Origin of the sequence: Sphingomonas sp. SUN039 (assembly GCF_024758725.1) — a bacterium.
Lineage (GTDB): Bacteria > Pseudomonadota > Alphaproteobacteria > Sphingomonadales > Sphingomonadaceae > Sphingomonas_O.
In genome coordinates, this window is the sequence record NZ_CP096972.1 from 591,763 (window position 1) to 616,102 (window position 24,340).

Annotated in this window: 20 protein-coding genes and 1 tRNA gene; 12 read left to right on the forward strand and 9 right to left on the reverse strand. The window is 64.6% G+C overall.

The genetic code is table 11. The features are described from left to right. The first annotated feature begins 73 nt into the window (after positions 1–73). The 5 genes from M0209_RS02970 (at position 74) to M0209_RS02990 (ending at position 6,759) form a co-directional block, all read left to right on the forward strand. On the forward strand, positions 74–1,939 hold the full coding sequence (locus tag M0209_RS02970; RefSeq protein WP_258886818.1) for a bifunctional sugar phosphate isomerase/epimerase/4-hydroxyphenylpyruvate dioxygenase family protein: 1,866 nt from the start codon (positions 74–76) through the stop codon (positions 1,937–1,939). 13 nt (positions 1,940–1,952) lie between these two features. After that, positions 1,953–2,597: a TetR/AcrR family transcriptional regulator gene (locus M0209_RS02975; RefSeq protein WP_258886819.1), complete on the forward strand. Its 645-nt coding sequence runs from the start codon at positions 1,953–1,955 to the stop codon at positions 2,595–2,597. A 193-nt stretch (positions 2,598–2,790) separates the two neighbouring features. Further along, positions 2,791–4,068 (forward strand): MFS transporter, encoded by a 1,278-nt coding sequence (locus tag M0209_RS02980; protein ID WP_258886820.1) that lies wholly within the window; start codon positions 2,791–2,793, stop codon positions 4,066–4,068. Positions 4,069–4,129: 61 nt separating this feature from the next. Continuing rightward, positions 4,130–5,236, forward strand: coding sequence for a helix-turn-helix domain-containing protein (locus M0209_RS02985; protein ID WP_258886821.1), 1,107 nt, complete (start codon positions 4,130–4,132; stop codon positions 5,234–5,236). Positions 5,237–5,295: 59 nt separating this feature from the next. Next, a complete protein-coding gene (locus tag M0209_RS02990; RefSeq protein ID WP_258886822.1) occupies positions 5,296–6,759 on the forward strand; it encodes a S41 family peptidase in 1,464 nt (487 codons plus the stop codon). A gap of 88 nt (positions 6,760–6,847) precedes the next feature. On the opposite strand, the gene M0209_RS02995 is transcribed toward M0209_RS02990, so the two are convergent. From M0209_RS02995 to tkt, 8 genes are all read right to left on the reverse strand, one after another. Then, positions 6,848–8,233 (reverse strand): efflux transporter outer membrane subunit, encoded by a 1,386-nt coding sequence (locus tag M0209_RS02995; protein ID WP_258886823.1) that lies wholly within the window; start codon positions 8,231–8,233, stop codon positions 6,848–6,850. Continuing rightward, positions 8,230–11,388 (reverse strand): efflux RND transporter permease subunit, encoded by a 3,159-nt coding sequence (locus tag M0209_RS03000; RefSeq protein ID WP_258886824.1) that lies wholly within the window; start codon positions 11,386–11,388, stop codon positions 8,230–8,232. The genes M0209_RS02995 and M0209_RS03000 overlap by 4 nt, the downstream gene beginning before the upstream one ends. Before the next feature lie 9 nt (positions 11,389–11,397). After that, positions 11,398–12,549, reverse strand: a complete 1,152-nt coding sequence (locus M0209_RS03005) for an efflux RND transporter periplasmic adaptor subunit (RefSeq protein ID WP_258886825.1) — start codon at positions 12,547–12,549, stop codon at positions 11,398–11,400. 160 nt (positions 12,550–12,709) lie between these two features. Then, positions 12,710–13,447: a thioesterase family protein gene (locus M0209_RS03010; RefSeq protein WP_258886826.1), complete on the reverse strand. Its 738-nt coding sequence runs from the start codon at positions 13,445–13,447 to the stop codon at positions 12,710–12,712. After that, positions 13,444–15,378, reverse strand: coding sequence for an acetate--CoA ligase (gene acs / locus M0209_RS03015; RefSeq protein ID WP_258886827.1), 1,935 nt, complete (start codon positions 15,376–15,378; stop codon positions 13,444–13,446). The genes M0209_RS03010 and acs overlap by 4 nt, the downstream gene beginning before the upstream one ends. A gap of 14 nt (positions 15,379–15,392) precedes the next feature. After that, positions 15,393–16,574: a phosphoglycerate kinase gene (locus M0209_RS03020; protein WP_258886828.1), complete on the reverse strand. Its 1,182-nt coding sequence runs from the start codon at positions 16,572–16,574 to the stop codon at positions 15,393–15,395. After that, positions 16,574–17,584, reverse strand: coding sequence for a type I glyceraldehyde-3-phosphate dehydrogenase (gene gap, locus M0209_RS03025; RefSeq protein WP_258886829.1), 1,011 nt, complete (start codon positions 17,582–17,584; stop codon positions 16,574–16,576). Before gap ends, M0209_RS03020 begins: the two co-directional genes overlap by 1 nt. Positions 17,585–17,606: 22 nt before the next feature. Continuing rightward, positions 17,607–19,571, reverse strand: a complete 1,965-nt coding sequence (tkt, locus tag M0209_RS03030; RefSeq protein WP_258886830.1) for a transketolase — start codon at positions 19,569–19,571, stop codon at positions 17,607–17,609. A 138-nt stretch (positions 19,572–19,709) separates the two neighbouring features. Here tkt and M0209_RS03035 point away from each other — a divergent pair, with 138 nt between their 5' ends. The 4 genes from M0209_RS03035 (at position 19,710) to M0209_RS03050 (ending at position 21,174) form a co-directional block, all read left to right on the forward strand. Then, complete coding sequence (locus M0209_RS03035; RefSeq protein WP_258886831.1) at positions 19,710–19,907, forward strand: hypothetical protein; 198 nt, start codon at positions 19,710–19,712, stop codon at positions 19,905–19,907. After that, positions 19,907–20,233: a cell division protein ZapA gene (locus M0209_RS03040; RefSeq protein ID WP_258886832.1), complete on the forward strand. Its 327-nt coding sequence runs from the start codon at positions 19,907–19,909 to the stop codon at positions 20,231–20,233. The genes M0209_RS03035 and M0209_RS03040 overlap by 1 nt, the downstream gene beginning before the upstream one ends. A gap of 189 nt (positions 20,234–20,422) precedes the next feature. Then, positions 20,423–20,980: a 5-formyltetrahydrofolate cyclo-ligase gene (locus M0209_RS03045; RefSeq protein WP_258886833.1), complete on the forward strand. Its 558-nt coding sequence runs from the start codon at positions 20,423–20,425 to the stop codon at positions 20,978–20,980. Further along, the gene (locus M0209_RS03050) at positions 20,977–21,174 is read left to right on the forward strand and encodes a DUF2842 domain-containing protein (protein ID WP_258886834.1); all 198 of its coding nucleotides are present in this window, start codon (positions 20,977–20,979) and stop codon (positions 21,172–21,174) included. The genes M0209_RS03045 and M0209_RS03050 overlap by 4 nt, the downstream gene beginning before the upstream one ends. Positions 21,175–21,404: 230 nt before the next feature. Here the strand turns inward: M0209_RS03050 and M0209_RS03055 are convergent. Continuing rightward, positions 21,405–21,481, reverse strand: a tRNA-Asp gene (locus tag M0209_RS03055). 213 nt (positions 21,482–21,694) lie between these two features. On the opposite strand from M0209_RS03055, the gene M0209_RS03060 reads away from it, so the two are divergent. The 3 genes from M0209_RS03060 to M0209_RS03070 all read left to right on the forward strand — a co-directional run bounded on the left by M0209_RS03060 (position 21,695) and on the right by M0209_RS03070 (position 24,318). After that, on the forward strand, positions 21,695–22,693 hold the full coding sequence (locus M0209_RS03060; RefSeq protein WP_258886835.1) for a hypothetical protein: 999 nt from the start codon (positions 21,695–21,697) through the stop codon (positions 22,691–22,693). A gap of 11 nt (positions 22,694–22,704) precedes the next feature. Beyond that, a complete protein-coding gene (locus M0209_RS03065) occupies positions 22,705–23,166 on the forward strand; it encodes a hypothetical protein (protein WP_258886836.1) in 462 nt (153 codons plus the stop codon). Between the two features lie 75 nt (positions 23,167–23,241). Next, positions 23,242–24,318 carry a hypothetical protein gene (locus M0209_RS03070; RefSeq protein ID WP_258886837.1) on the forward strand — a complete coding sequence of 359 codons (1,077 nt, stop codon included), beginning with the start codon at positions 23,242–23,244 and terminating at the stop codon, positions 24,316–24,318. The last annotated feature ends 22 nt before the right edge of the window (positions 24,319–24,340 follow it).

Genomic DNA, 24,340 nt, shown 5'->3' on the forward strand with positions numbered 1-24,340 from the left:
AGCGGATTACGATTGCGTGACTCGACGAGATTTCCGCGATATGTAACCAGTTCGTACACAGTTGGAGCCGGACGTGCTTACCTCGATTGCGACGGTTTCAATCAGCGGCACACTCGACACCAAATTGCGGGCAATCGCGGCTGCGGGGTTCGACGGCGTCGAGGTTTTCGAGAACGATCTGCTGTCATGCCCGCTGTCGCCGACCGATATCGGCAAGATGCTGCGCGACCTGGGGCTGGTGTGTACTGTGTTTCAGCCGTTCCGCGATTTCGAGGGGATGCCGGACGAATTGCGCGCGCGGACGTTCGACCGGGCGGAGCGCAAGTTCGACCTGATGGCGGCGCTCGGCACCGACCTCATGCTGGTTTGTTCGAATGTGTCGCCGCACGCATCAGGCGACCGCAACCGCATCATCGACGATTTTTCCGAACTCGGTGAGCGGCTGGCGAAGCGGGACTTGCGCGTCGGGTACGAGGCGCTGGCGTGGGGGCGGCATGTGTTCGACCACCGCGAAGCCTGGGGCATCGTGCGCGATGTCGCGCATCCCAATATCGGCCTGATCCTCGACAGCTTCCATTCGCTCGCGCATCGCATTCCCTCGTCGAGCATCGGCGACATCGACCGGGGCAAGCTGTTCCTCGTCCAGATTGCGGACGCCCCGCTTATGCAGCTCGACCATCTGTCCTGGGCGCGGCATTTCCGCAATTTTCCGGGGCAGGGCGAGTTTCCGGTGGCGGAATACGCGGCCGAAATCATGCGGATCGGCTATGACGGCTATTGGTCGCTCGAGATTTTCAACGACCGGTTCCGCGCCGGCTCTGCCTCGGGTGTGGCGACCGATGGCTATCGCTCGCTTCAGGTAATGCAGGATGCTGCCGCGCGCGTGCCCCGCGCGCCCTTTGCCCCGGTCATGCCCGTCCCGGCCGATGTGTCGCGCGTCGCCTTCATCGAATTCGCCGTCGACGAGGCCGAAGCGGCGGCGCTGGGCGACATGCTGTCGGCGCTGGGGTTTGCGGCAACGGGCCGACATCGCCGCAAGTCGGTGGTGCGCTGGCAGCAGGGCGACATCAATATCGTCCTGAATACCGAGGTCGAAGGTTTCGCGCACAGCCATGATGTCGTCCACGGCGGCTCGGTGTGCGCGCTGGGGCTGGTCGTTCCCGATGTCGAGGCGGCGATGGCGCGCGCGGCGGCACTGGCAATTCCGGCGTTCGCACAAGCCGTCGGACCCGATGAAATGCAAATCCCGTCGGTGCGCGGCATCGGTGGCAGCCTGATCTACTTCATAGCGGCGGGCGGCGAGGACGAGGTGTGGGCGCGCGAGTTTGTGGCGACCGGCGTCGCGGCACCCGGCATCGGCCTGACTGCCATCGACCATATCGCGCAAACCATGATATATGAGGAATTCCTCGGCGCGCTGCTTTATTACGTCGCGTTGTTCGACGTGACCAAAACGCCGCAGGTCGAGATCGCCGACCCGCTGGGGCTGGTGCAGAGCCAGGCGGTCGAATCGCGGAACAAGGCGCTCAGGATCACGCTCAACGGGTCGCTGGCGCAGCAGACGCTGTCGAACCGATTTGTTGCGGGTTATATGGGCGCGGGCGTGCAGCATATTGCCTTTGCCTGTCCCGATGCGTTTGCGGCGGCCGAGGCCGCCCGGGCGCAGGGCCTCGCGATGCTCGACATCCCGCGCAACTATTACGACGATCTGCAGGCGCGCTACGGGCTCGACGGTGCGCTGGTCGAGCGGATGGCGGCACTCGGCATCTTGTACGACCGTGATGGAGATGCCGAATATTTCCAGTTCTACAGCCGCGCCTTTGCCAAACGGGTATTTTTTGAAATCGTCGAGCGCCGCGACTATGCGGGGTACGGTGCGGCCAATGCCGGAATCCGGTTGGCGGCGCAGTCGCGGTTCAAAAGCGATTTGGCGGCATGAGCAGGGGCAGTCAGTGACGATCAAGAAGACCAAGGCGCAGCTCCGCAACGATTTGGCGGAAACGACGCGGCTCAACATCCTCGAAGTCGCGACGCAGGAATTCGCCGACAAGGGGCTGGCGGGCGCGCGGATCGACGAGATTGCCGAAAAGACCGATTCGTCGAAGCGGATGATCTATTATTATTTCGGCGGGAAGGACGGCCTGTACCGCGCCGTGCTCGAACGTGCCTATGGCGGTATCCGCACGCGCGAGGCCGAGCAGCATTTCGACGCGATGGATGCGGTCACCGCAATGCGGACGCTGGTCGGGCATACGTTCGACTATCACGACCAGCACCCCGAATTCGTGCGTCTGGTGATGAACGAGAACATCCTGCACGGCGCGCATGTTGCCGAGATCGAGGGGTTGAAGGAGCGCAACCGGCGGGTGATCGGAACGATCCGGACGATCCTCGACCGCGGCGTTGCCGAAGGCGTATTCCGCGAGGGGATGGACCCGCTGGCGCTGCATATGACGATGAGTGCGATGTCGTTCTATTGCGTATCGAACCGCGCGACGCTCAAGGCGAACTTCGGGATCGATCTGAACAAGCGCGCGATCAAGGCGGCACGCCGTGCCGAGATCATCGATACTGTGCTGGCGTCGCTGCAACGCTGACGCCCGAGCGTTGGTATGAACTAGTTCGTACATTTTTCTTGGCATTGCGTTACCGTACCGCTATCGAAAGCTATGAAGGCAGGCCGGAGCGCCGGACCCGCCCAAATGTCGAAAGACGTCAGGGAGAGCCGATGCGCGGCACAATTCACGTCCTCAACGGACCCGGGCGCGGTTTGCCCGGCACCTCCGCGGCATGACCGGCCTGTCCGCAAAACCCGGACGGGTTCGCCTCGGCATTCTCGTCCTCGTCACGCTGGCGACGATGCTCAACTATCTCGACCGCAGCGTCATGGGCGTCGCCAAGCCCGCGATGGTCGAAGAACTGGCGATCAGCCCCGCCACCATGGGGTTCATCTTTTCGGCGTTCAGCTGGACCTATGCGCTGGCGCAGATTCCGGGCGGGGCGGTGCTCGACAAACTGGGCGTGCGGCTAACCTATGCGGCCTCGCTGGTCCTGTGGTCGGTGGCGACGCTTGCGCATGGCCTGATGACCAATGTCGCGGGGCTGTTTTCGGCGCGGCTCGCGCTCGGGCTGGCCGAGGCACCCTGCTATCCGTCGAACAGCCGCATCCTCAACAGCTGGTTCCCGCAGAACGAGCGTGCCCGGGCCACCGGGGTTTATTCGGTCGGCCAATATGTCGGGCTGGGTTTCATGTTGCCGGTGCTGGCGTGGATCGTGACCAACTGGGGCTGGCGCGAGTTGTTCTACATCGTCGGCGGCATCGGCGTCGTTTACGGGATCGTCTGGTGGTTGCTTTACCGCGACCCGCATGAGCATGCGCGCGTCGGACAGGCCGAACTCGACCTGATCGCGGCCGGTGGCGGATCGACCTGCAAACAGACGCCGGTGCCGTTTACGTTCGAGAATATCGGCAAGCTGCTGTCGAAGCGCCAGATCGCGGGTGCCTCCATCGGGCAGTTTTGCAGCAATTCGACGTTGGTGTTTTTCCTGACCTGGTTCCCGAGCTACCTCGCTGAGGAACGCGGCATGACCTTCATCAAATCGGGGTTTGCGGCGTCGCTTCCCTATATCGCCGCATCGGTCGGCGTGCTGCTCGGCGGGTTCGTTTCGGACCGGATCATCCGCGCGACCGGTAATGCGACCCTGGGCCGCAAGCTGCCGATCATCGTCGGCCTGCTGATGACCTCGACAATGATCGCGGCGAACTATGTCGAGAGCAACACGCTGGTCATCGCGATCATGTCGGTCGCGTTTTTCGGGCAGGGGATGTGCAACCTCGGCTGGACATTGATCTCCGACGTCGCGCCTAAATCGATGGTCGGGTTGACCGGCGGCGTGTTCAACCTGTGCGCCAATCTGGCGGGAATCGTGACGCCGATCGTGATCGGCTTCGTGGTGCAGAGCACCGGCAGCTTTTACGGTGCGCTGGCTTATGTCGGTGCGCTGGGGCTGGTCGGGGTGGCGGCCTATGTGTTCATTGTCGGGCCGGTTGAGAGAGTCGAAATCTAACAGGCCTGACGGTTACGGTCCGTGTGCTTGGTCTGTGCGCGTGGCGTGCTAGATCGCGGCAATGCTCGACGGTCTTGTTTTCGGCTGGCGGTCGGCGGTCCTGTCGATCGCTTTCGTTCAGCTCCTGCTGCTGGCGGCGGCGCTGACGCGACCGATCCGTAACCGTGTCGCCAACCGGACCCTCGCGGTGCTGCTCGTCGTGCTCGCAGGCATGATCACGCCGTGGATGATCGGGTTCGCGGGCTTCTACGACAAATGGCAATGGCTGAGCTTTGCGCCCCTTGCGATCTCGCTCGCGGTTGCCCCGCTCGCCTGGCTGTATATTCACGCGCTGATTCACGGGCGCTGGCCGACGCACGGGTGGCGGCACCTCGTCCCGGCGACAATCCAGTTCTCTTATCTTGCTGCGGCGTTCGTCCTGCTGCGCCAGCCGTTCAAGAACGAATGGCTGGCGCAGTCGAGCCTTGCCTATGATGCGATTACAGGCGGCGGCGTGGTGGCGGGGCTGGCGGCCTATGGTCTCGCTGCCCGCTCGCTCATCCGCCTCTACCGCGAACGCCTGTCGGGCCAGCGGAGCGACGATCACCGGTTCGCCTTGTCCTGGCTCGCCCGCGCGGTCGGCGCGCTATTCGCGCTGCTTGCGGTGTGGGCGGTTTACGGCATGTACGACCTGATCCAGCCGCTGGGCTATCGCGGGCTCATGGGCCTGTATCTGGCGATTGCCACCTTTGCTCTGTTTCTCGGGATCGAGGGGTGGCGACATGCCGCATTACCCTTTCCGCATCTGGCCGAACTCGAACTGCCGCCCGCGCCGACGGTCGACTGGGTGGCAAAGGCCGAGGCATGGGCCGGGCGGGTCCGCAGCGAGCGGCTCTATGCCGATCCCGAGTTGAGCGTGCCGCGCCTCGCGCGGGCGCTGGGCACCAACAGCGCCTATGTGTCGCGCGCGTTCAATGAAGGGCTGGGCCATAATTTTTCGGGGTTCATCAACGGGCTGCGGTGCGAAGAGGTGGCGGCGCGACTGCGCGACGGGACCGGGGACGACCTGCTCGACGTGGCGCTCGAATGCGGGTTCAGCTCGAAGGCGAGCTTCAACCGGGCGTTCCTTGCGACTTATGGCTGCAGCCCGTCGAGCTACCGGCGCGCGCATGGCTCAAATCGAAAATAATCCTGCCGATGGGCGGTTTTGAGGCGACCGGCCGTGGGCGGCATGGCAGCCGGACGGATATGACCACGACCCTCACCCGACGCCACCTGCTCGCCGTCGGCGGCGCAGCGATGCTTACCCCTGCGTCCATTCTGCGCGCCGCGCCTTCGACCGGCGAGTTGCGCACTGACATCGACATCGTGCGGCGCACTCTGGCGCTTCATCCCGGGCTTTATCGATACCAGACGCCGCGTCAGATCGAGGACCGGCTGAAAGTGCTCGAACGCGATTATGCCGCGTCGGGCAGCCTCGACCGCCAGTTCCTGGCGCTGTCGGCGTTCATGGCGGAAATCCGTTGCGGCCATAGCCAGTGCAACCCGTACAACCAGAAAAAGGCCGTGGTGCAGGCGTTGTTCGAGCGCCCGACGAAACTGCCGTTCGAGTTCGACTGGATCGACCGACGCATGGTGGTACTGGCCGACCGGAGCGGGCAGGGGCTTGCGCGCGGCACCGAGATTTTGTTGATCGAGGGCGAAGCGACCTCGCGGTTGCTGGCGGGCCTGCTGCCCTATGCGCGCGCCGACGGCAGCAATGACGCCAAGCGGGTGGTGCAGATGGCGATGCGCAACACCGACCGGTTCGAGACCTTCGATATCTATCAGGGGATCATCCGCCCGCCCGCGAACGGCGTGTACCGCATAGGTTATCGGACGCCGGACGGTCGCACCGGTGCTGCCGAGGTCGCGGCACTGACGCCCGAGGCGCGGCGGACGACGCGCCATACGCTGGAAACCGGCGGCGGCACGTCGGTGCCGTTCTGGACCTGGGAAATGAAGGACGATGTTGCTGTTCTCACCATGCCCAGCTGGGTGATGTACAACAGCCGCTGGGACTGGGAGAGCTGGCTGAACGACCGGCTGAGCGCGCTGAAAGGCGCGAAAGGGCTGATCCTCGACCTGCGCGACAATGAGGGCGGCAACGAATGCGGCAACGCGATTCTCGCCCGCCTGTCGGACCGCGACCTTCGCTTCAAGGGCTATCGCCAGCTGGTCCGCTATCGCCGCACGCCGAAGGAACTCGATCCGTATCTCGACACCTGGGACGAGAGTTTCCGCACCATCGGGGAGAAGGGCAGGGACGTCGGCAACGGGTTTTACGAACTCGGGATCGAGGAGAGCGATACGATTCCGGTCGTCGGGCCGCGCCTGATCCTGCCGGTCGCGGCGCTGGTCGGGCCGGTATGCAGCTCGGCGACCTTCTCGTTTGCCCGTCGCGCGCGCGAATCGGGGCTGGTGCGGCTGTTCGGCGAACAGAGCGGCGGCAATCTGCGTGGAATCAACGGCAACGGCTATTTCTTTGTCCGCTTGCCGGCCAGCGGGCTGGAATTCGATATGCCGATCATCGGCAATTTCGCGCAGGTGCCGCAGGCGGACCGGGGCGTGCTGCCCGATGTCGCTGTCAAACCGACAATCGCCGACATCGCTGCCGGGCGCGATCCGTGCATGACGGCGGCACGCCGGTGGATCGTGTCGCATCCGCGCTGAACCGGCGTCTGCGCGGCGTCGTTTTCGGATTCGGCCGAGCTGTGGCCGTCACGCGAAGTTCCGCGCCATGCCTGACGCGACCGCCCGCTCAGCCTAGGGTCGGGTCGCCGCCGATGGCACGGTATAGATCGACGAGATTGCGCGCGCGGACCAGGCGGGTCGAGGCGAGCGAGCGGCGCGCGCTGTACAGCGACCGTTGCGCGTCGAGGCTTTCGAGGAACGAGGCAACGCCGCCACGGTAGCGCGCGTCGGTCAGCATCGCGGTGTCGCGCGCGGCCGCCTCGAGCCGGGTCTGCGCGCCAGCCTGGTCGGCAATGGTTGCACGGCGCGCCAGCGCATCGGCGACGTCGCGGAACGCCGACTGGATAGACTTTTGATAGGTGGCGGTCGCCGCGTCGAATTGCGCGCGGGCGGCGTCGAGATTGCCCCGGTTTGCGCCACCGTCGAAAATCGGGAGCGTCGCGTTGGGGGTGATGCTGGCGTTGAATGCGCCGCCTGAAAACAGCGATCCGAGCGCCGTGCTGGCGAACCCGGCCAGTCCGGTCAGCGAAATCCGGGGAAAAAATGCCGCGCGCGCCACGCCGATCTGGGCATTGGCGGCGCGCAGGCGATACTCGGCCTCGACGACATCGGGGCGGCGGAGCAGGATCGACGAGTCGAGTCCCGCTGCGACGGGCGCGACGGCACTCTCCACAGCCTCGATCGAGGGAGGCAAGTCGGTCTCGGCAACCGGCGCGCCCACCAGCAGGTCGAGCGCGTTGCGGTCTTGCTGGACGATGGTGGTCAGGCTGGCGACGTCGGATTGGGCGGTTGCCAGTACCGTTTCGGCCTGCCGCACATCGGTGCGTGGCGCGATGCCGCCGGACAGGCGGGCACGGGTGAGCGCGACGCTCCGCTCGGCGCTCGTTGCCGTTTCGCGCGCAATGCCAAGCAGCGTCCGGTCGGTGGCAAGCGTCAGCCAGGCGTCGGCAATATCGGCGACGAGCGTCAACCGGACGGCGCGCGCGGCGGCTTCGGTCGCAAAATAGCTGTTGAGAGCCGCATTGCTCAGGTTGCGGACCCGGCCGAACAGGTCGATCTCGAACGCGGAAGCGCCGATGTCGACACTGTACTGCGTGCTGCTGCTTGCCGTTGCCGATCCAGATTGACGAACCGATATGGATGCAGATGCATCGACCGACGGCAGTGACGCGGCGCGCTGGACGCGGTAGAGTCCACGCGCTGTCGCTATATTCGCGACAGCAATCCGGATATCCTGGTTCTTTTCGAGCCCTACTACGATCAGGCGCTGCAGGCGTTCGTCGCGGAAGACATCGCGATAGCCGAGTGCCGGAAGACCAGCCTCACTGGTTCTCAGGGCAGTGTCGCCGACGGGCCAGCCTTGCGGTACGGCGGGCAGCGGCGCGACATATTTGGGCGCAACGCTACATCCGCCGAGCAGGCTGGCGGCGATCAGGGGCCAAGGATGCTTCATGTCGCGATACCTTGCGCGGGCGCTTCCTTCAGGCGACCCGCAAAGGCGCGGCGCACCAGCACGAAGAACAGCGGCACGAGGAAAATCGCGAGCGCGGTCGCCGTCAGCATGCCGCCGATCACCGCCGTGCCGATCTCGACGCGGCTTTTGGCGCCCGCACCCGTGGACAGCGCCAGCGGCAGGACGCCGAAAATGAACGCAAGGCTGGTCATCAGGATGGGGCGCAAGCGCAGGCGGGCCGCCTCGATCACCGCGTCGACGGCAGATTTTCCCGCTTTTTCAGCTTGTTCGGCAAATTCGATGATGAGAATCGCATTCTTGGCGGACAATCCCATCGTCGTCAGCAGGCCGACCTGAAAATAAACATCGTTTTCCAGCCCGCGCAGTGTGACCGCGAGGGCGGCGCCGACAAGGCCGATCGGGACGACCAGCAGAACAGCGAGCGGGATCGACCAGCTCTCGTAAAGCGCGGCAAGGCACAGGAACACGACGAGCAGCGACAGCCCGTAAAGGAACGGGGCCTGGCTGCCAGACAGACGTTCCTGATAGGACAGGTCGGACCAGGCGACCGAGACGCCGGGTTGTTGTGCCGCGAGCGCCGCAATGCGGTTCATCGCGTCGCCGGAGCTGTATCCGTCGGCCGCCTGTCCCTGAATTTGATAGGCGGGGACACCGTTGAAGCGTGACAGGCTCGACGGCGCCTGATTCCAGCTGGTGCGGGCAAACGCCGAAAAGGGCGCCATTTCGCCGCTCGATCCGCGAACATACCAGGAGGACAAATCCTCGGGGCGGCTGCGATAAGGGGCGTCGCCCTGCACATAGACGCGCTTGACGCGGCCGCGGTCGATGAAATCGTTCACATAGCTGCCACCCCAGGCCGTTGCGAGCGTCTGGTCGACTTGCGTCGAGGTCAGTCCGAGCGCGCCGATCTTTTCATCGTCGATATCGACCTTGAGCGTGGGATTGTCCTCAAGGCTGCCCAGGCGGATGGCGCTCAGCCCCGGGTCGTCCTGCGCCGCGAGCAACAGCGCATCGCGCCGCGCCTTGAACTCGGCGCGGCTGAGCCCGCCGTTGTTGAGCAGTTGCATGGTGAAGCCGTTCGACTGACCGAGGCCGCGCACCGACGGAGGGGAAAGAGCAAAAAATTCAACATCTCGCAACTGGTTGCTGATATCGCGTGTCCACTTTTTGGTGAGCGTATCGGCGCTGAGCGTAGTGCTTGTGCGCTCGTCCCAAGGCTTGAGCAGGATGAAGCCGCGTCCGGCATTCTGCCCGCTGCCGCCACCGCCGCCTTGTCCGGCCACCGTGTAGAAACCGGCGACGCCTTTTGTCGCGGGATTTTGCAAATAGGCCTCGATCCCCCGCGCCGCGGCATCGGTCCGGGGCTGGGTCGCGCCCGGAGGGAGCGTGAACTGGATTTGGGCCCGCCCCTGATCTTCAACAGGTAGGAAACTGGACGGCAGCAACCAGAACAGCAGGACGAGCAAGCCGACCAGCGCTCCATAGCCGATCAGCGGCAGCCTCGGACGCTCGATCGCGCGCGCGACACTGTCGCGGTAACGGTCCGAGGTTCGGGCAAACCAGCGGTTGAACCTTTCGCCATAGCCGTGCGCGCGCGCCACCCAGCGATGCTCGGGCGCATTGGGATCGCGCCGCTTCAACAGGGTAGCGGTCAGCGCCGGGGTAAGAATCAACGCCACCACCACCGACAGCGCCATCGACGCGACAATCGTGATCGAGAACTGCTTGTAAATAACCCCGACCGACCCGCCGAAAAACGCCATGGGCAGGAAAACGGCGGAGAGCACCAGCGCGATGGCGATCAGCGCGGTCTGGATTTCCGCCATCGATTTAATCGTGGCATCGCGCGGCGTGATATCGGGTTCTTCCTCCATCACACGCTCGACATTTTCGACGACGACGATGGCGTCGTCGACGAGCAGGCCGATCGAGAGCACCATGCCGAACAATGTCAACGTGTTGATCGTGAAACCTGCGACAGCGAGGATGCCGAAGGTGCCGAGCAGGACGACCGGGACAGCAATTGCCGGGATCAACGTCGCGCGCCAGCTTTGCAGGAATACGAACATGACGATGACAACAAGGATGATCGCCTCGAACAATGTCTTTATGACCTCGTTGACCGACAGGCGGATGAAGGTCGTGCTGTCGAGCGGGAAGGCATATTTGTAGCCTTCGGGAAAGCTGCCCGACTGGCGGACCATCTCCGCCTTGACGAGTTCGGCGGTCTTGAGCGCGTCCGCGCCGGGCGCCAACTGGACCGCGATTCCGGCGCCGGGGTGGGTATTGAACCGACTGACGACACCATAGTTTTCGGAGCCCAGTTCGACACGGGCAACGTCCTGAAGCAGGACGCGCGACCCATCGCTCTGGGTCTTGAGGACGATCCGCTGGAATTGTTCCGGCGTGTTGAGGCGCGACCGTGATGTGACGGTTGCGGTCAACATCTGGTCGTCGGCAGATGGCTGGCCCCCGATCTGACCGGCGGCGACCTGCGTATTCTGGGCCTGAATCGCGGCGGTAACATCTCCCGGTATCAGTTTGACTGCGGCCAGTTTATAGGGATCGAGCCATATCCGCATGGCATATTGCGAGCCGAAAACGTTGATGTCGCCGACGCCCTGCAACCGTCCGATCGAGTCCTGCAGATTGGAGACGAGGAAATCCGAAACGTCCTTGTTGGTCGTCCGGTCGGTCGAATCATAAACGCTGACGATCATCAGAAAGTCGCTGTTCGACTTGGTGACGGTCAGCCCCTGTTGCTGGACCTGCTGCGGCAAGCGCGACAGCGCCTGCTGGACCTTGTTCTGGACCTGCACCTGCGCGATGTCGGGGTCGGTACCTTTGGCAAAGGTCGCGGTAATCGCTGCCGAGCCGGACGAACTCGACGTTGCATTGAAATAGATCAGCCCGTCGATGCCGGTCAGCTGCTGCTCGATGATCTGGGTGACGCTCGATTCGACTGTTTCTGCCGCCGCACCGGGATAGTTGGCGCGGATGTTGACCGAGGTCGGGGCGATATCGGGATATTGCTCGACGGGCAGTGTCGTCAGCGCGCCGAGGCCGCCGAGCATGATGACAATGGCAATGACCCAGGCAAAAATAGGACGGTCGATGAAGGTGCGGGAGAGCATCTGTCCGGATCAGCTGCGCGCAGAGCCATCGGGGCGCGGACGCGGCTTCGACCCTGCCACGACCGGTACGATGGCGGCATTCGGGCGGATTTTGCCCAGTCCTTCGACGATGACGCGTTCGCCCGGCTTCAAACCGGCGGTAACCAGCCATTTGTCGCCGATGGTGCGATCCGCCGTCACGGTCTTGCGTAGCGCCTTGTTGCCCGGGCCGACGACATAGACGGTCGCCCGGCCCTGCACATCGCGTGAGACACCCGCTTGCGGCACAAGAATGGCGCTGGAAAGCGTTGCCTGGCTCAACCCTGCGCGAACGTACATGCCGGGCAGCAACAGCGCCTGCGGATTGGGAAAACGTGCGCGCAGCGTTACCGTCCCGGTATTCGGATCGACCATGGCTTCGGCGAACTGGAGCGTGCCGGCATAGGGGTAGGCGCTGCCGTCCTCCAACGTCAGCCTGACTGTCGTCGACGACGCGCTCGTTCCCCCCTGGGCGAGCGAACGGCGCAGGGCGAGTAAATCCGCGCTCGATTGCTGGATATCGACGAAAATCGGGTCGAGCCGCTGGATCGTCGTCAGCGCATCGGCCTGATTGGCGGTGACAAGCCCACCGGTCGTAACCAGCGACCGGCCGATACGTCCGCTGATAGGGGCAGGCACCCTCGTATAGCGGAGATTGATCCGCGCGGCGTCGAGCTGCGCCCGGGTTTGCGCCACGCCAGCGGACGCCTGACGGGCAGCGGCGACGGCATCGCTGTAATCCTGGCGGCTGACGGCCTCCATGTCGGCGAGGGGGCGGTAACGGGCTGCCTTGGCCGCTGCTGCGGTACGCGCCGCCTCCGCACTTGCGAGGCTTGCCTGGGCCTCGGCAGCGGTGGCGCGGTAAATGCCCGCGTCGATCTGGTAGAGCGTCTGTCCGGCGCTCACCATCGACCCCTCGGCAAACTGCCGCGACTGGATGACGCCCGATACCTGCGGGCGAACCTCCGACATCTCGAACGCCGCCGTCCGTCCGGCCAGGACGACCGGAACAGCAACCGACTGCGCTTTGACGACGACATAGCCTGCCTCGGGGGTCGTCGGTGTCCGCTTCGACTCGCCCTTGCTACAGCCGCCCAGGGCGATCGCTGCTAAAACGGCGATTCCGCCGAGGCTGCGTATCATCCGGAATTTGCCACAAGAATCGAGCGCGTCGTCCATCGCCGCATTAAGGGAAATTCCTTCTCATGTTGCAATGCCGCATTTCACCATCGGGCAATCACAAGATCGACGAGTCCATTACACAACCGCAACGTCGTCAATTGGTTGCAGTACCGGTGAAACTTCAGATAAAAAGCGCGACGCTCTGTGTGGCGGTGGCGACAGCCGCGCCGTCGCGGTTCCAGATCGTCATTGTCTGGCTGGAATTGCCATCGGCGGTGTGAAGTGCTTCCGCGCCGAGCAGCCACCAGCCGTCGCGCGTTTCCGGCACGCCGACCAGATTGAGCTGCCAAGTCGTCGTCGAAATAGGCCCCCAGGCTTTCGCCAGCGACATGGCCGCCGGGGGCAGGGCGTCCGCGACGGCGACCAATTCGACTTCGGCGTCGAGCGCGTCGCGTTCCTTCAACCGCACCCAGCGCAACCAGTTGCCCGGCAGTGGATCGCCTCCCTTGGCGAGCTCGAAATTGGACAGGAAGCCCGGGCCGATGCTGGTGCCGTCGGTCTTCGTGCCGTCAGGCGATGGCGCATCGCGATGGGATAGATCGCCGTGGCGGATCGAGGATTCGCGGTTTGCCATGAACAGGAACAGCGCGCGCAGCCCGACACCGTCGCTGCCCGCGATATCTACACCGATGAAGGCACTGTTCTTGCCGCGCCGCAACAGGGTCGGTGTGGCCGTAATATCGCCCGCCAGCGGCCCGACAAAGGCGATCTGTGCCGAGCGGAGCGGTGGCAGGTCAGGATAAGCAGCCTTGGCAGTCGTCAGCGCAATGCCCGCCGACACGCCTCCGTAAGCGGTACGTCCCTGCAGCCAGTCGTCGCCGATGGTCGCGCGACCGTCCGCCACAAGGGGCAAACTCATGCGGCGCGCCCCGCGATCAGGCTGTCGACGACCGAGGGATCGGCGAGCGTCGATGTGTCGCCCAGCGACGAGACATCGCCTTCAGCAATTTTGCGAAGAATACGACGCATGATCTTGCCGCTGCGGGTTTTTGGGAGCGCAGGCGCGAACTGGATCGCGTCGGGGGTGGCAATCGGGCCGATCTCGGTGCGGACCCATCTGACCAGCTCGCTGTGGAGTGCGCCGTCGGGGGTCACGTCGGCATTCACGGTCACGAACGCGTAAATGCCCTGGCCTTTGATCTCGTGCGGCATACCAACAACTGCGGCTTCGGCGACGGCGGTGTGCGCGACAAGCGCGCTTTCGACCTCGGCGGTGCCCATGCGGTGCCCCGACACGTTGATGACGTCGTCGACGCGGCCCGTGATCCAGTAATAGCCGTCGGCATCGCGCCGCGCGCCGTCGCCGGTGAAATATTTGCCCGGGTAGGTCGTGAAATAGGTCGTGAAAAACCGGTCGGGGTCGCCCCACACGCCACGCATCTGGCCGGGCCAGCTGGTCGTGAGCACCAGATTGCCTTCGCACGCCCCTTCGAGCACTTGCCCCTCTGCGTCGACGATCTGCGGCGCGACACCGGGAAGCGGCTTGCTGGCCGAACCGGGTTTGAGCGCTGTGGCCCCGGGGAGGGGCGAAATCAGGGTCGCGCCAGTTTCGGTCTGCCACCAGGTATCGACAATCGGGCAGCGGCGGTCGCCGACGACGCGGTGATACCAGTCCCATGCCTCGGGGTTGATCGGTTCGCCGACGCTACCAAGTAATTTCAACGTGCTACGCGACGTTCTTGTCACATAGTCGTCGCGTTCGCGCATCAACGAGCGCAAGGCGGTCGGGGCGGCGTAAAAGATTTCGACCCGGTGCTTGTCGACGATCTGCCAGAAGCGACTGTGGTCGGGCCAGTTGGGCACGCCCTCGAACATCACTGTCGTGGCACCGTTCATCAACGGGCCATAGACGACATAGCTGTGCCCGGTGACCCAGCCGATGTCGGCGGCGCACCAGTAGATTTGCCCCGGCCGGTAATCGAACACCGCGCGATGCGTCCAGGCGGCCCAGACGGCATAGCCGCCCGTGGTGTGCATCACGCCCTTGGGCTTGCCGGTCGACCCCGAGGTGTAAAGGATGAACAGCGGGTCTTCGGCGTCGATGACTTCGGGCGGACAGTCGGGCGAAACGGTGGTGCGCGCCTCGTCGTACCAGATATCGCGGCCACCCTGCATCGTTACTGCCCCGCCGGTGTGGCGCACCACGATGACCCGCTCGACGCTGGGGGCGTGCGCGATGGCGGCATCGACATTGGCTTTCAGCGGTACGGTCTTGCCCCCGCGTCGGCCCTCGTCGGCGGTGATGACGATCCTTGAGCCGCAATCCGAAATGCGCCCTGCCAGCGCCTCGGGCGAAAACCCGCCGAAAACGATCGAATGGATCGCTCCGATCCGAGCGCAGGCGAGCATTGCGACAGCAGCCTCGGGAATCATCGGCATGTACAGGGTAATGCGGTCGCCCTTCGTCACACCTTGCGCCTTCAACACATTGGCAAAGCGGCAGGTTTCGGCATGAAGCTCGGCATAGGTCAGCGTGCGGCTGTCGGCGGGATCGTCGCCTTCCCAGATAATCGCCGCCGTATCGCCGCGCTCGGCAAGATGGCGGTCGAGACAGTTGGCCGACAGGTTGAGCTGCCCGCCCTCGAACCAGCGGATATGGAAGTTGTCTTTGGCGAACGACCAGTCGGCAGCGCGGTCGAACGGCCGGATCCAGTCGACAATGCCCGCTTCGCGTCGCCAATAGCCCTCCGGATCGCTCTGTGCCTCGGCGTAAAGCCGGTCATAGGCGGCGGCATCGATACGGGCGCTTTCGGCCCATGCGGCGGGAACGGGGAAGACAGCGTCGGTCATGCACCTACCCTAGGCTAGTTCGAAAGCGCCGCCACCCCCGGCAGTTCGCGCCCCTCCATCCATTCGAGAAACGCGCCGCCTGCCGTCGAGACAAAGGTGAAGTCGTCCGCCACGCCCGCCTGGTTGAGCGCGGCCACGGTGTCACCGCCGCCGGCGACCGAGACAAGGCTGCCGTCATGGGTCAGTGCGGCTGCTGTGCGCGCCAGCGCGACAGTCGCGGTGTCGAACGGCGGCGTCTCGAACGCGCCCAGCGGGCCGTTCCAGACCAGAGTGCGGCAATTCTTGAGGACATCTGCCAACGCCTCGACGGCGGCGGGGCCGATGTCGAGGATCATTTCATCGGCTGCGACTTCGTGAACGTTGACGGTGCGCGTTGGGGGATTGGCGCGGAGTTCACGTGCGACGACAACATCATAGGGCAGGTGAATCGTGCATCCGGCCTTGTCCGCGGCGTCGAAGATGGCGTTGGCGGTGCCGACCAGATCGTGCTCGCAGAGCGACTTGCCGACATCGACCCCACGCGCGGCGAGGAAAGTATTGGCCATGCCGCCGCCGATGATCAGGCGATCGACCTGGGCGACGAGGTGTTCGAGGACGGCGAGCTTGGTCGACACCTTTGCGCCGCCGACAACCGCCGCCACCGGATGCTCGGGCCTGCCCAGCGCCTTGTCCAGCGCGGTCAGCTCGGCCTCCATCGCGCGTCCGGCGAAGGCGGGCAGGGCGTGCGCCAGCCCTTCGGTCGAGGCGTGTGCCCTGTGGGCGGCGCTGAACGCGTCGTTGACGTAGAGGTCGCCGAGTGCAGCGAACCGCGCGACAACGGCGGGATCGTTGGTTTCTTCGCCGCCGAAGAAGCGGGTGTTTTCGAGGACGGCGATGTCGCCGGGCGCGAGTGCGGCCACGGCGGCAGCGTCTCCCTCCCAGTCGACATAACGCACTGGGCGTCCGAGCACCGCCGAATAAGCCGGGACGATATGCGACAACGACAACTCGGCGCTCGGACCTTTCGGACGACCGAAGTGCGCCAAAACCAGCACGATAGCGCCTGCATCTGCCAACTCGGTGATAGTCGGGATCGTCGCGCGCATCCGCGTGTCGTCGGTGACGACGCCATCGGCCATCGGCACGTTCAAGTCTTCGCGAACGAGCACGCGCTTGCCGCGCACGTCACCCATATCGTCAAGCGTGCGGAACGCCATCAGATCAGCTTTCCGATGGCTCCCGCGGTATCGACCATGCGGTTCGAGAAACCCCATTCATTGTCGTACCAGCTGACCACCCTGACGAGCTTGCCGTCGAGAACCGCCGTTTCGAGGCTGTCCACCGTCGACGACGCAGCATTGTGGTTGAGGTCGATCGACACGAGCGGCTCGTCGGTGAAGGCGAGAATGCCCGCCAGCGGGCCGGATTCCGACGCGGCCTTCAAAATCGCATTGACCTCGTCCTTCGTCGTGTCGCGCTTCGGCGTGAAGGTCAGGTCGACAAGGCTGACATTGGGCGTCGGTACGCGCACCGCCGAACCGTCGAGCTTTCCCTTCAATTCGGGAAGCACTTCACCCACCGCACGTGCGGCCCCCGTCGTCGTCGGGATGATCGACATCCCCGCCGCGCGCGCCCGGCGCATGTCGGGGTGGATCTGGTCGAGGATTTTCTGGTCGTTGGTATAGGCGTGGATCGTGGTCATCAGGCCGCGTTCGATGCCGACGCTGTCGTTGAGCACCTTGGCGACCGGCGCGAGGCAGTTGGTCGTGCACGATGCGTTCGACACAATGGTGTGCTCTGTGGTCAGCTTGTCGTGATTGACACCGAATACGACTGTCAGGTCGACGCCCTTCGCCGGAGCGGAGATCAGCACGCGCTTGGCTCCGGCATCGAGATGCTTTTGCGCCGATTCACGATCGGTAAAAAAGCCTGTGCATTCAAGTGCGATGTCGACGTTATTCGCAGCATGCGGCAGGTTGGCCGGGTCGCGCTCGGCAGTAACATGGATGCGCTTGCCGTCGATGACAATGTCATTGCCGTCGGCGGTCACGGTACCGGGATAGGCACCGTGGACGCTGTCGCGCTTGAACAGCATGGCGTTCGATTTCGCATCCGCCAGATCGTTGATCGCGACCAGTTCGAGTCCGCAGTCGGGCCGCTCGAGGATGGCGCGCGCGACGAGCCGCCCGATACGCCCGAACCCGTTGATCGCAACTTTGACAGCCATGTCGTTCAGTTCCCTTTATAAATCAGTTATTCAATTCCGAGAGGATTTGCGGCGCGATCGCGTCGGCGGTCAGCCCGAAATGCGCGTAGAGATCGGCAATCGGGGCCGAAGCGCCAAAGCCGTCGACGCCGAAGCGCAGCCCGCCATGGACGTAGCGTTCCCAGCCCATCGTGCTGCCCGCCTCGATCGAAACGAGCAGGGTGCCGTGCGGGAGGACGTCGGCCTTGTAGGCGGCATCCTGCGCGTCGAACCGCTCCCAGCTGGGCATCGACACGACATCCGCGCCGAAACCGTGCTGTTCGAGCCGGTCGGCGACCGAGATCGCGATTTCGACTTCGGACCCCGTCGCGACGATGACGACGCGGCGCGCGGCGTTGGCGGCGCGCAGACGATAGGCGCCACGGGCAGACCAATTCTCCGAAATATCGGTGCGAAGCTGCGGCAGATTCTGGCGGCTGAGCGCGAGCAGTGCGGGACCATCGGCCTTTTCGAGCGCCAGCGCCCAGCATTCGGCGGTCTCGATGGTGTCGCACGGGCGATAGACGTCGAGATTGGGGATGAGGCGCAGCGACATGATGTGCTCGACCGGCTGGTGCGTCGGGCCGTCTTCACCCAGGCCGATGCTGTCGTGGGTCATTACATAAATGGCGCGTGTTCGCTGGAGCGCCGACATGCGGATGGCGTTGCGGCAATAGTCGGAGAACACCAGGAACGTGCCGCCATAGGGAATGACCCCGCCGTGCAGCGCCATGCCGTTCATCGCCGCGGCCATGCCGAATTCGCGGATGCCGTAATAGATGTAACGACCAGAATAATCGTCTTTAGTCAGCGGCTTCGTAGCCGAAGTTTTGGTATTGTTCGAACCCGTCAGATCCGCCGACCCGCCGATCGTTTCGGGGATGCTGTTGTTGATCGCGCCGAGTGCGAGTTCGGATGCCTTGCGCGTCGCGACCTTTTGCGGGGTGGCGATCAGGCTGTCGAGATAGGGCTTCAGCCAGTCCTGCGATGTCCGGTCGCCGGCCATCCGGCGATCGAGCTCTGTTCCCTGTGACGATCCGCCGAGGCGCGCCTGCCAGTCTGCACGCGCAGTCGCACCGCGCTGCCCCGTCGCGCGCCACGCGTCGAGAATCGGTTGCGGCACCACAAACGGTTCGGCGGTCCAGCCGAGCGTCTCGCGCGCGGCGGCGACTTCGGCAGCGCCGAGGGCCGCGCCATGTGTCGCCGATGTCCCCTGCTTGTTCGGCGCGCCCTTGCCGATGATCGTGCGGCACGCGACCAGTGAGGGGCGCGGGTCGGCAATCGCCTCGTCGAGCGCGCGCGCGATATCGGCGGTATCGTGGCCGTCGCACGCCACGACGTGCCAGCCGCTCGCCCGGTAACGCGCTGGGATGTCCTCGCTCGACGACAACGAGACCGCGCCGTCGATAGTGATACGATTGTCGTCCCACAGGACGTTCAGCCGCCCGAGACCGAGATGTCCCGCAAGCCCGACGGCCTCGTGGTTGATCCCTTCCATTAGGCACCCGTCGCCTGCGACGACCCAGGTACGGTGATCGACCAGGTCATCGCCGAAACTTGCGTTCAGGTGCCGCTCGGCGATCGCCATGCCGACCGCCATCGCCAGCCCCTGACCCAGGGGGCCGGTGGTGCATTCGACTCCGGCCAGCTCGAAATTCTCGGGATGTCCCGCGCAAGGGCTACCGAGCTGACGGAACCTCGCGATATCGTCGATGGTAGGGGCGCCGTAGCCGGTCAGATAAAGCAGCGCATAGATCAGCATCGAGCCATGCCCCGCCGACAGGACGAAGCGGTCACGGTCATGCCATTTCGGTGCTTGGGGATCGAATTTCAGATATTGTGTGAAGAGTGTCGTCGCGACATCGGCCATGCCCATCGGCATGCCGGGGTGGCCCGAATTGGCGGCTTCGACCGCATCCATGGCAAGCGCGCGGATCGCGTTGGCCATCTCTTGCGGCGATGCGGTCATGCGGATGTCCCTGATGCGAGTCGCGCAAGGAGGCGCGATGGACCGCCCCTTTGTCGCGGTCGCGCGCGGGCGTCAACTTGGGGGCCGATGCGGTCTTCGCTTGCAGGCAAGCCAACTGCTGCTATTCCCTTGAAAGCCATGACGAACGACGTTGCCACAGCCCTTTCGCGCATCGATTCTGCGCTCGCCCGCATCGAGCGGGCCGCCGCTGCCGCACCGCCGGTCGCGGCGAACACCGGAGACGGTCGCTACGAGCGTTTGCGCGAGCGGACGCAAGCGGCGCTTGCCGAGCTCGACACCGTAATCGCGCGGGTCGCGCAAGAGGCGCGCGCCTGATGGCAGAGGTCGTCCTCGCCGTCGGCGGCCGGAGCTACACGATTGCGTGCCGCGATGGCGGCGAAGACCATCTTCGCGCGCTTGCCGCCCGTGTCGATGCCAAGGTCGAGGAAGCACGCGGCGCCGTCGGTACCGCGAGCGAAGTCCGCCAGTTGTTGTTCGCGGCACTGCTCCTTGCCGACGACCTCAGCGAGGCGAAAAGCGCTGCCCACAACGGCGCAAACGGTGCGGCACCCGATACCGACACCGTCCACGCGCTTGCCAGCCTCGCGGCGCGCATGGAATCGCTCGCCGACACCCTTGAGCAAGGCCCCCCGACTCCCTAGATTGGTGGGTGGCGGGCACTGCCCGGTACGAGCTCATCATATCCCTGAGGCTATTCATCAATCCTTGGGGGCTGTCCCTGCCCGGGTCCTGGCCCGAAGCACATGGTTCCCACCTGACGTACCGTGCGTCAGAGGATATCCGAGCAAACGGCCATGGCGGTCCCGTCACCTGCTTCTGACAGTGAGCGCATGACCAAGGCACAGGCACGCAGCGCAGCGAAGGACCGGCGACAGGCGTTCGTCGCCGCGCTGACGCCGGCCGAACGCTGTGTCGCCGCCGTCATGCTTGCCGAACGGGTCGAGATGCAGCTGGGCGATGCGCGCACCGTCGCCCTCTACCTGCCGATCGGGTCCGAGATCGATACGTTGCCGGTTATCGAGCGCCTCGAACGGCGCGGACTGGCCATTGCGCTGCCGCATGTGACGTCACGCCGGAGCGTCATGCGGTTTCTGGCATGGACGCCGGGCGATCCACTGCCTGCGGGACCGATGGGACTACGGCAACCCGCCATCGATGCGCACGAACTTGTGCCGGACCTGATCCTGACGCCGCTGCTCGCGTTTGATGCGCGGCTGCACCGGCTCGGCTATGGCGCAGGGTTCTACGACCGGGCATTTGCGGCGCTCCCGCAAGCGCGGCGGATCGGCCTTGCGTGGAGCGTGCAGCAGGTGGCGGCAATTGCCGAGGAAAGCTGGGACGTGCCGTTGCACGGCGTCGCGACCGAAACGGACTGGATCGAAACATGAGTACGCCGTCGATCCGCAAGCCATTGGGCGTGCTGTTTATTCTGGCGATTGTCGTGATGTGGGCGGCGGTTGTGATTTCTGCTTCGCCGTGGATCGGGCGGGCGTGGTGGCCGGTGCAGACGGTGGTGTATCTGGTGGCGGGGATTGTGTGGATTTTGCCGTTGAAACCGGTGCTGAGGTGGATGGAGCGCTGACGCGCACACGATTTAGCGGAGCTAAATCGGCACGCGGCAAGCTCGGACGGCCTTGGCGAAGCAAAGGACCGACGGCGCGGCTTTGCCGCGCCGGGCCTTTCGAGATCGAGATATTTATGCTCTGCGCCGTCAGTCGCGGCAAAGCCGCGCCTTGTGGCGCTGCTTTCCGCGCTGGCCGGGCTTGGGCGGGGCCAAAATAGCTTCGCTATTTTGCGTCGCGCCCTGCGCCGTGGCGCGAGTGACGGGGCTCGAACCCGCGACCTCCGGCGTGACAGGCCGGCGCTCTAACCAACTGAGCTACACCCGCTCTCGGACAGCGAGGCGCGGCGGATAGGCGAGGGTCCGAAAGCTGTCAAGGCTGGCGGAATTTCCTGCAATCGATTTCAATTCATCCCGGTGTACCACCCGGTTAATTGTCAACAAATGCGATTTTCTGCGGTTTTCTGCGGCCCTTGCCGGACATTAACCGGATGTTTGCTCATTTCGCCGATGAAGCCCCCTGCAATCAATGGGGTCTTGTATGTCCGCGAACAGTATTTCGATCGTCGATCGCCGTCTGGCGAGCCTTGCCGCGCTCGGCTTTGCCATGGCCATTTCGGTCCCGGCGCACGCCACCGGTACGACGGCGGGAACCACGATCAGCAACACGGCATCGGCGACCTACACCGACCCGACGGGTAATCCGGTCACCATTCCCTCCAACACCGTCAACATCCGCGTCGACGAGGTTCTGAATGTGACCGTCGCGACCGCCGAATCGGGCGATGTCGCGGCGCTGCCGGGCTCGACCAATCAGGTTGTGCGCTACACCGTCACCAATACCGGCAACGGCAGCGAGGCATTCCGCCTGTCACCGATTACCGCGATCGGTGGCGACAATTTCGATCCGGCGGCGACGTCGATCGTGCTCGATACCAACGGCAACGGCGTGTACGATCCCGGTGTCGATACCGTTTATTCGGCGGGTTCGAACGATCCTGTCCTGGCCCCCGATACCTCGATCCGCGTCTTCATCCTGTCGACGGTGCCAGGTTCGGCAACCGACGGGCAGCGCGGCCAGATCGACCTGACGGCAACCGCAGCGACCGGCAGCGGGCCTGCGGGCACGACCTTTGCCGGACAGGGTGCAGGCGGCGGCGATGCGGTAGTCGGCACCACGACGGCTGTCGGTCGCGACCGTAACTTCTTCGTCATCAGCGCCGCAACCGTGGCACTGGCCAAGAGCGCCACCGTCCTCGACCCGTTCGGCGGCAGCAAATCGGTTCCGGGGTCGATCATCACCTACACGCTGGTCGCAACCGTCAGCGGGTCGGGCACGATCGCCAATCTGGCCGTGGGCGATCCGGTTCCGGCGGCCACGACCTATCAACCGACGAGCATCACCGCAGAGGGCGCGCCGATCAGCGACGCGACCGACGGCGATGCGGGCGAATTCGCCGGCAACCGCGTTGCGGTCCGCTTCGGCAGCGTCGCGGGCGGCCAGACGCGCACTGTCACCTTCAAAGTCAGGATCAACTGAGGACCATGAACATGTTTCGCGCACTCACCGCTCTCGCCCTGATCGCGTCGCCGGTTGCGGCCTATGCCGCCAACGAAGTCGCTGTCGTCAGCGAGATGTTCGTCGAGAAGACGGTCGTCCAGGCCGGCAAGCCGAAAATCGTGCTGGTCAAGCAGAAGTCAGGCCCCCCGGGCACGAAGCTGGTGTTCACGCACAGCTATCGCAACGGCGGCAAGGCACCGGCGACCAATTTCGCGATGACCAACCCGATCCCGTCGGGCGTCGAGTACACTGGCAGCGACGACGCGATCGCCGTGGTTTCGGTCGATGGCGGCAAGAGCTTCGGCCCGCTGGCCCTCGCCAAGTTCCGTGCGGCGGACGGCACGGTCCGCGCTGCCCGTCCCGAGGATGTCACGCATGTCCGTTGGGCATTGAAAGCCCCGATTCCGGTCGGTGGCAGTGGCAAGTTCAGTTTCAAAGGCACTGTAAAGTAACAGCTTATCCGCTTTTTCGATGCCGGCGGGTGGGGATGGCATCGATCGAACGACCAGGAAGAATGGATTAGGATCATGACGAACAAAGTGAAACTGCTGGCGGTATCCAGCTTCATTGCGGTGGCGGCCCTGTCGGCTGTGCCTGCCTATGCGGCGGGTACGACGGCGGGTTCGTCGATCAACAACACGGCGACTGTCGGCTATTCGGTCGGCGGCGTGGCGCAGACGGCAGTGTCGTCGAACACGGCGACGTTCGTAGTCGACCGCAAGATCAGCATGACGCTGACCGAGCCGGGCAATGCCACGACCAGCGTCGCGCCAGGGTCGAGCAATCAGGTGACAACCTTCCTGCTGACCAACACGTCGAACGCGGCGCTCGATTTCGGTCTGGCGCTTGCCCAGCCGGCGGGCGGCACGGCGGCCCACGGCGGCACGGACAATTTCGACGTTACTGCGCCGACCTACTGGATCAACACCGGGCCCAGCGTTGGCAGTGCGACCTATGACCCGGCGAATTCGGTGCAGGTCACCTATATCGACGAGCTGGCCGCCGATGCGACCAAGTACATCTTCGTCCTCGCCAACGTGCCCGGCGCACGAGTCAATGGCGACGTTGCGGGTGTGACGCTCACAGCGCAGGCGCGCGACAGCGGCACGGCGGGCACGCAGGGTGCGGTGTCGGGTGAAACCGCCGGTGCCAATACCGCCGGTATGGACACGGTGTTCGCCGATGCGGCGGGCGCGACCGATGCGGTGCGCGACGGCCAGATTTCGGCGCGCGACGATTACACCGTTTCGGCGGCGCTTCTGACGGTCAACAAGACGAGCAAGATCATCTCCGATCCGCTCAACGGCACGACCAACCCGAAGATGATCCCGGGCGCGACCGTCGAATATTGCATCCAGGTGGCCAATGGTGCCGGCGGTGCGACCGCGACCGCGCCGACGATCACCGACATCGTGCCGGCGCAGACGACCTATGACGCGACGTTCGGCATCAAGCTGAACGGCACCGTCACAGCGGGCGTGTGCAACGCCGACGGCACGACCGGCGGCTCGTACAACGCGGGCACGACCACCGTGTCGGGCACGCTCAACAACATCGCGGGTGGTTCGACCAGCGCGCTCTACTTCCGCGTGACGATCAACTGATGCGGGGGCGGGCCGGAGCGTT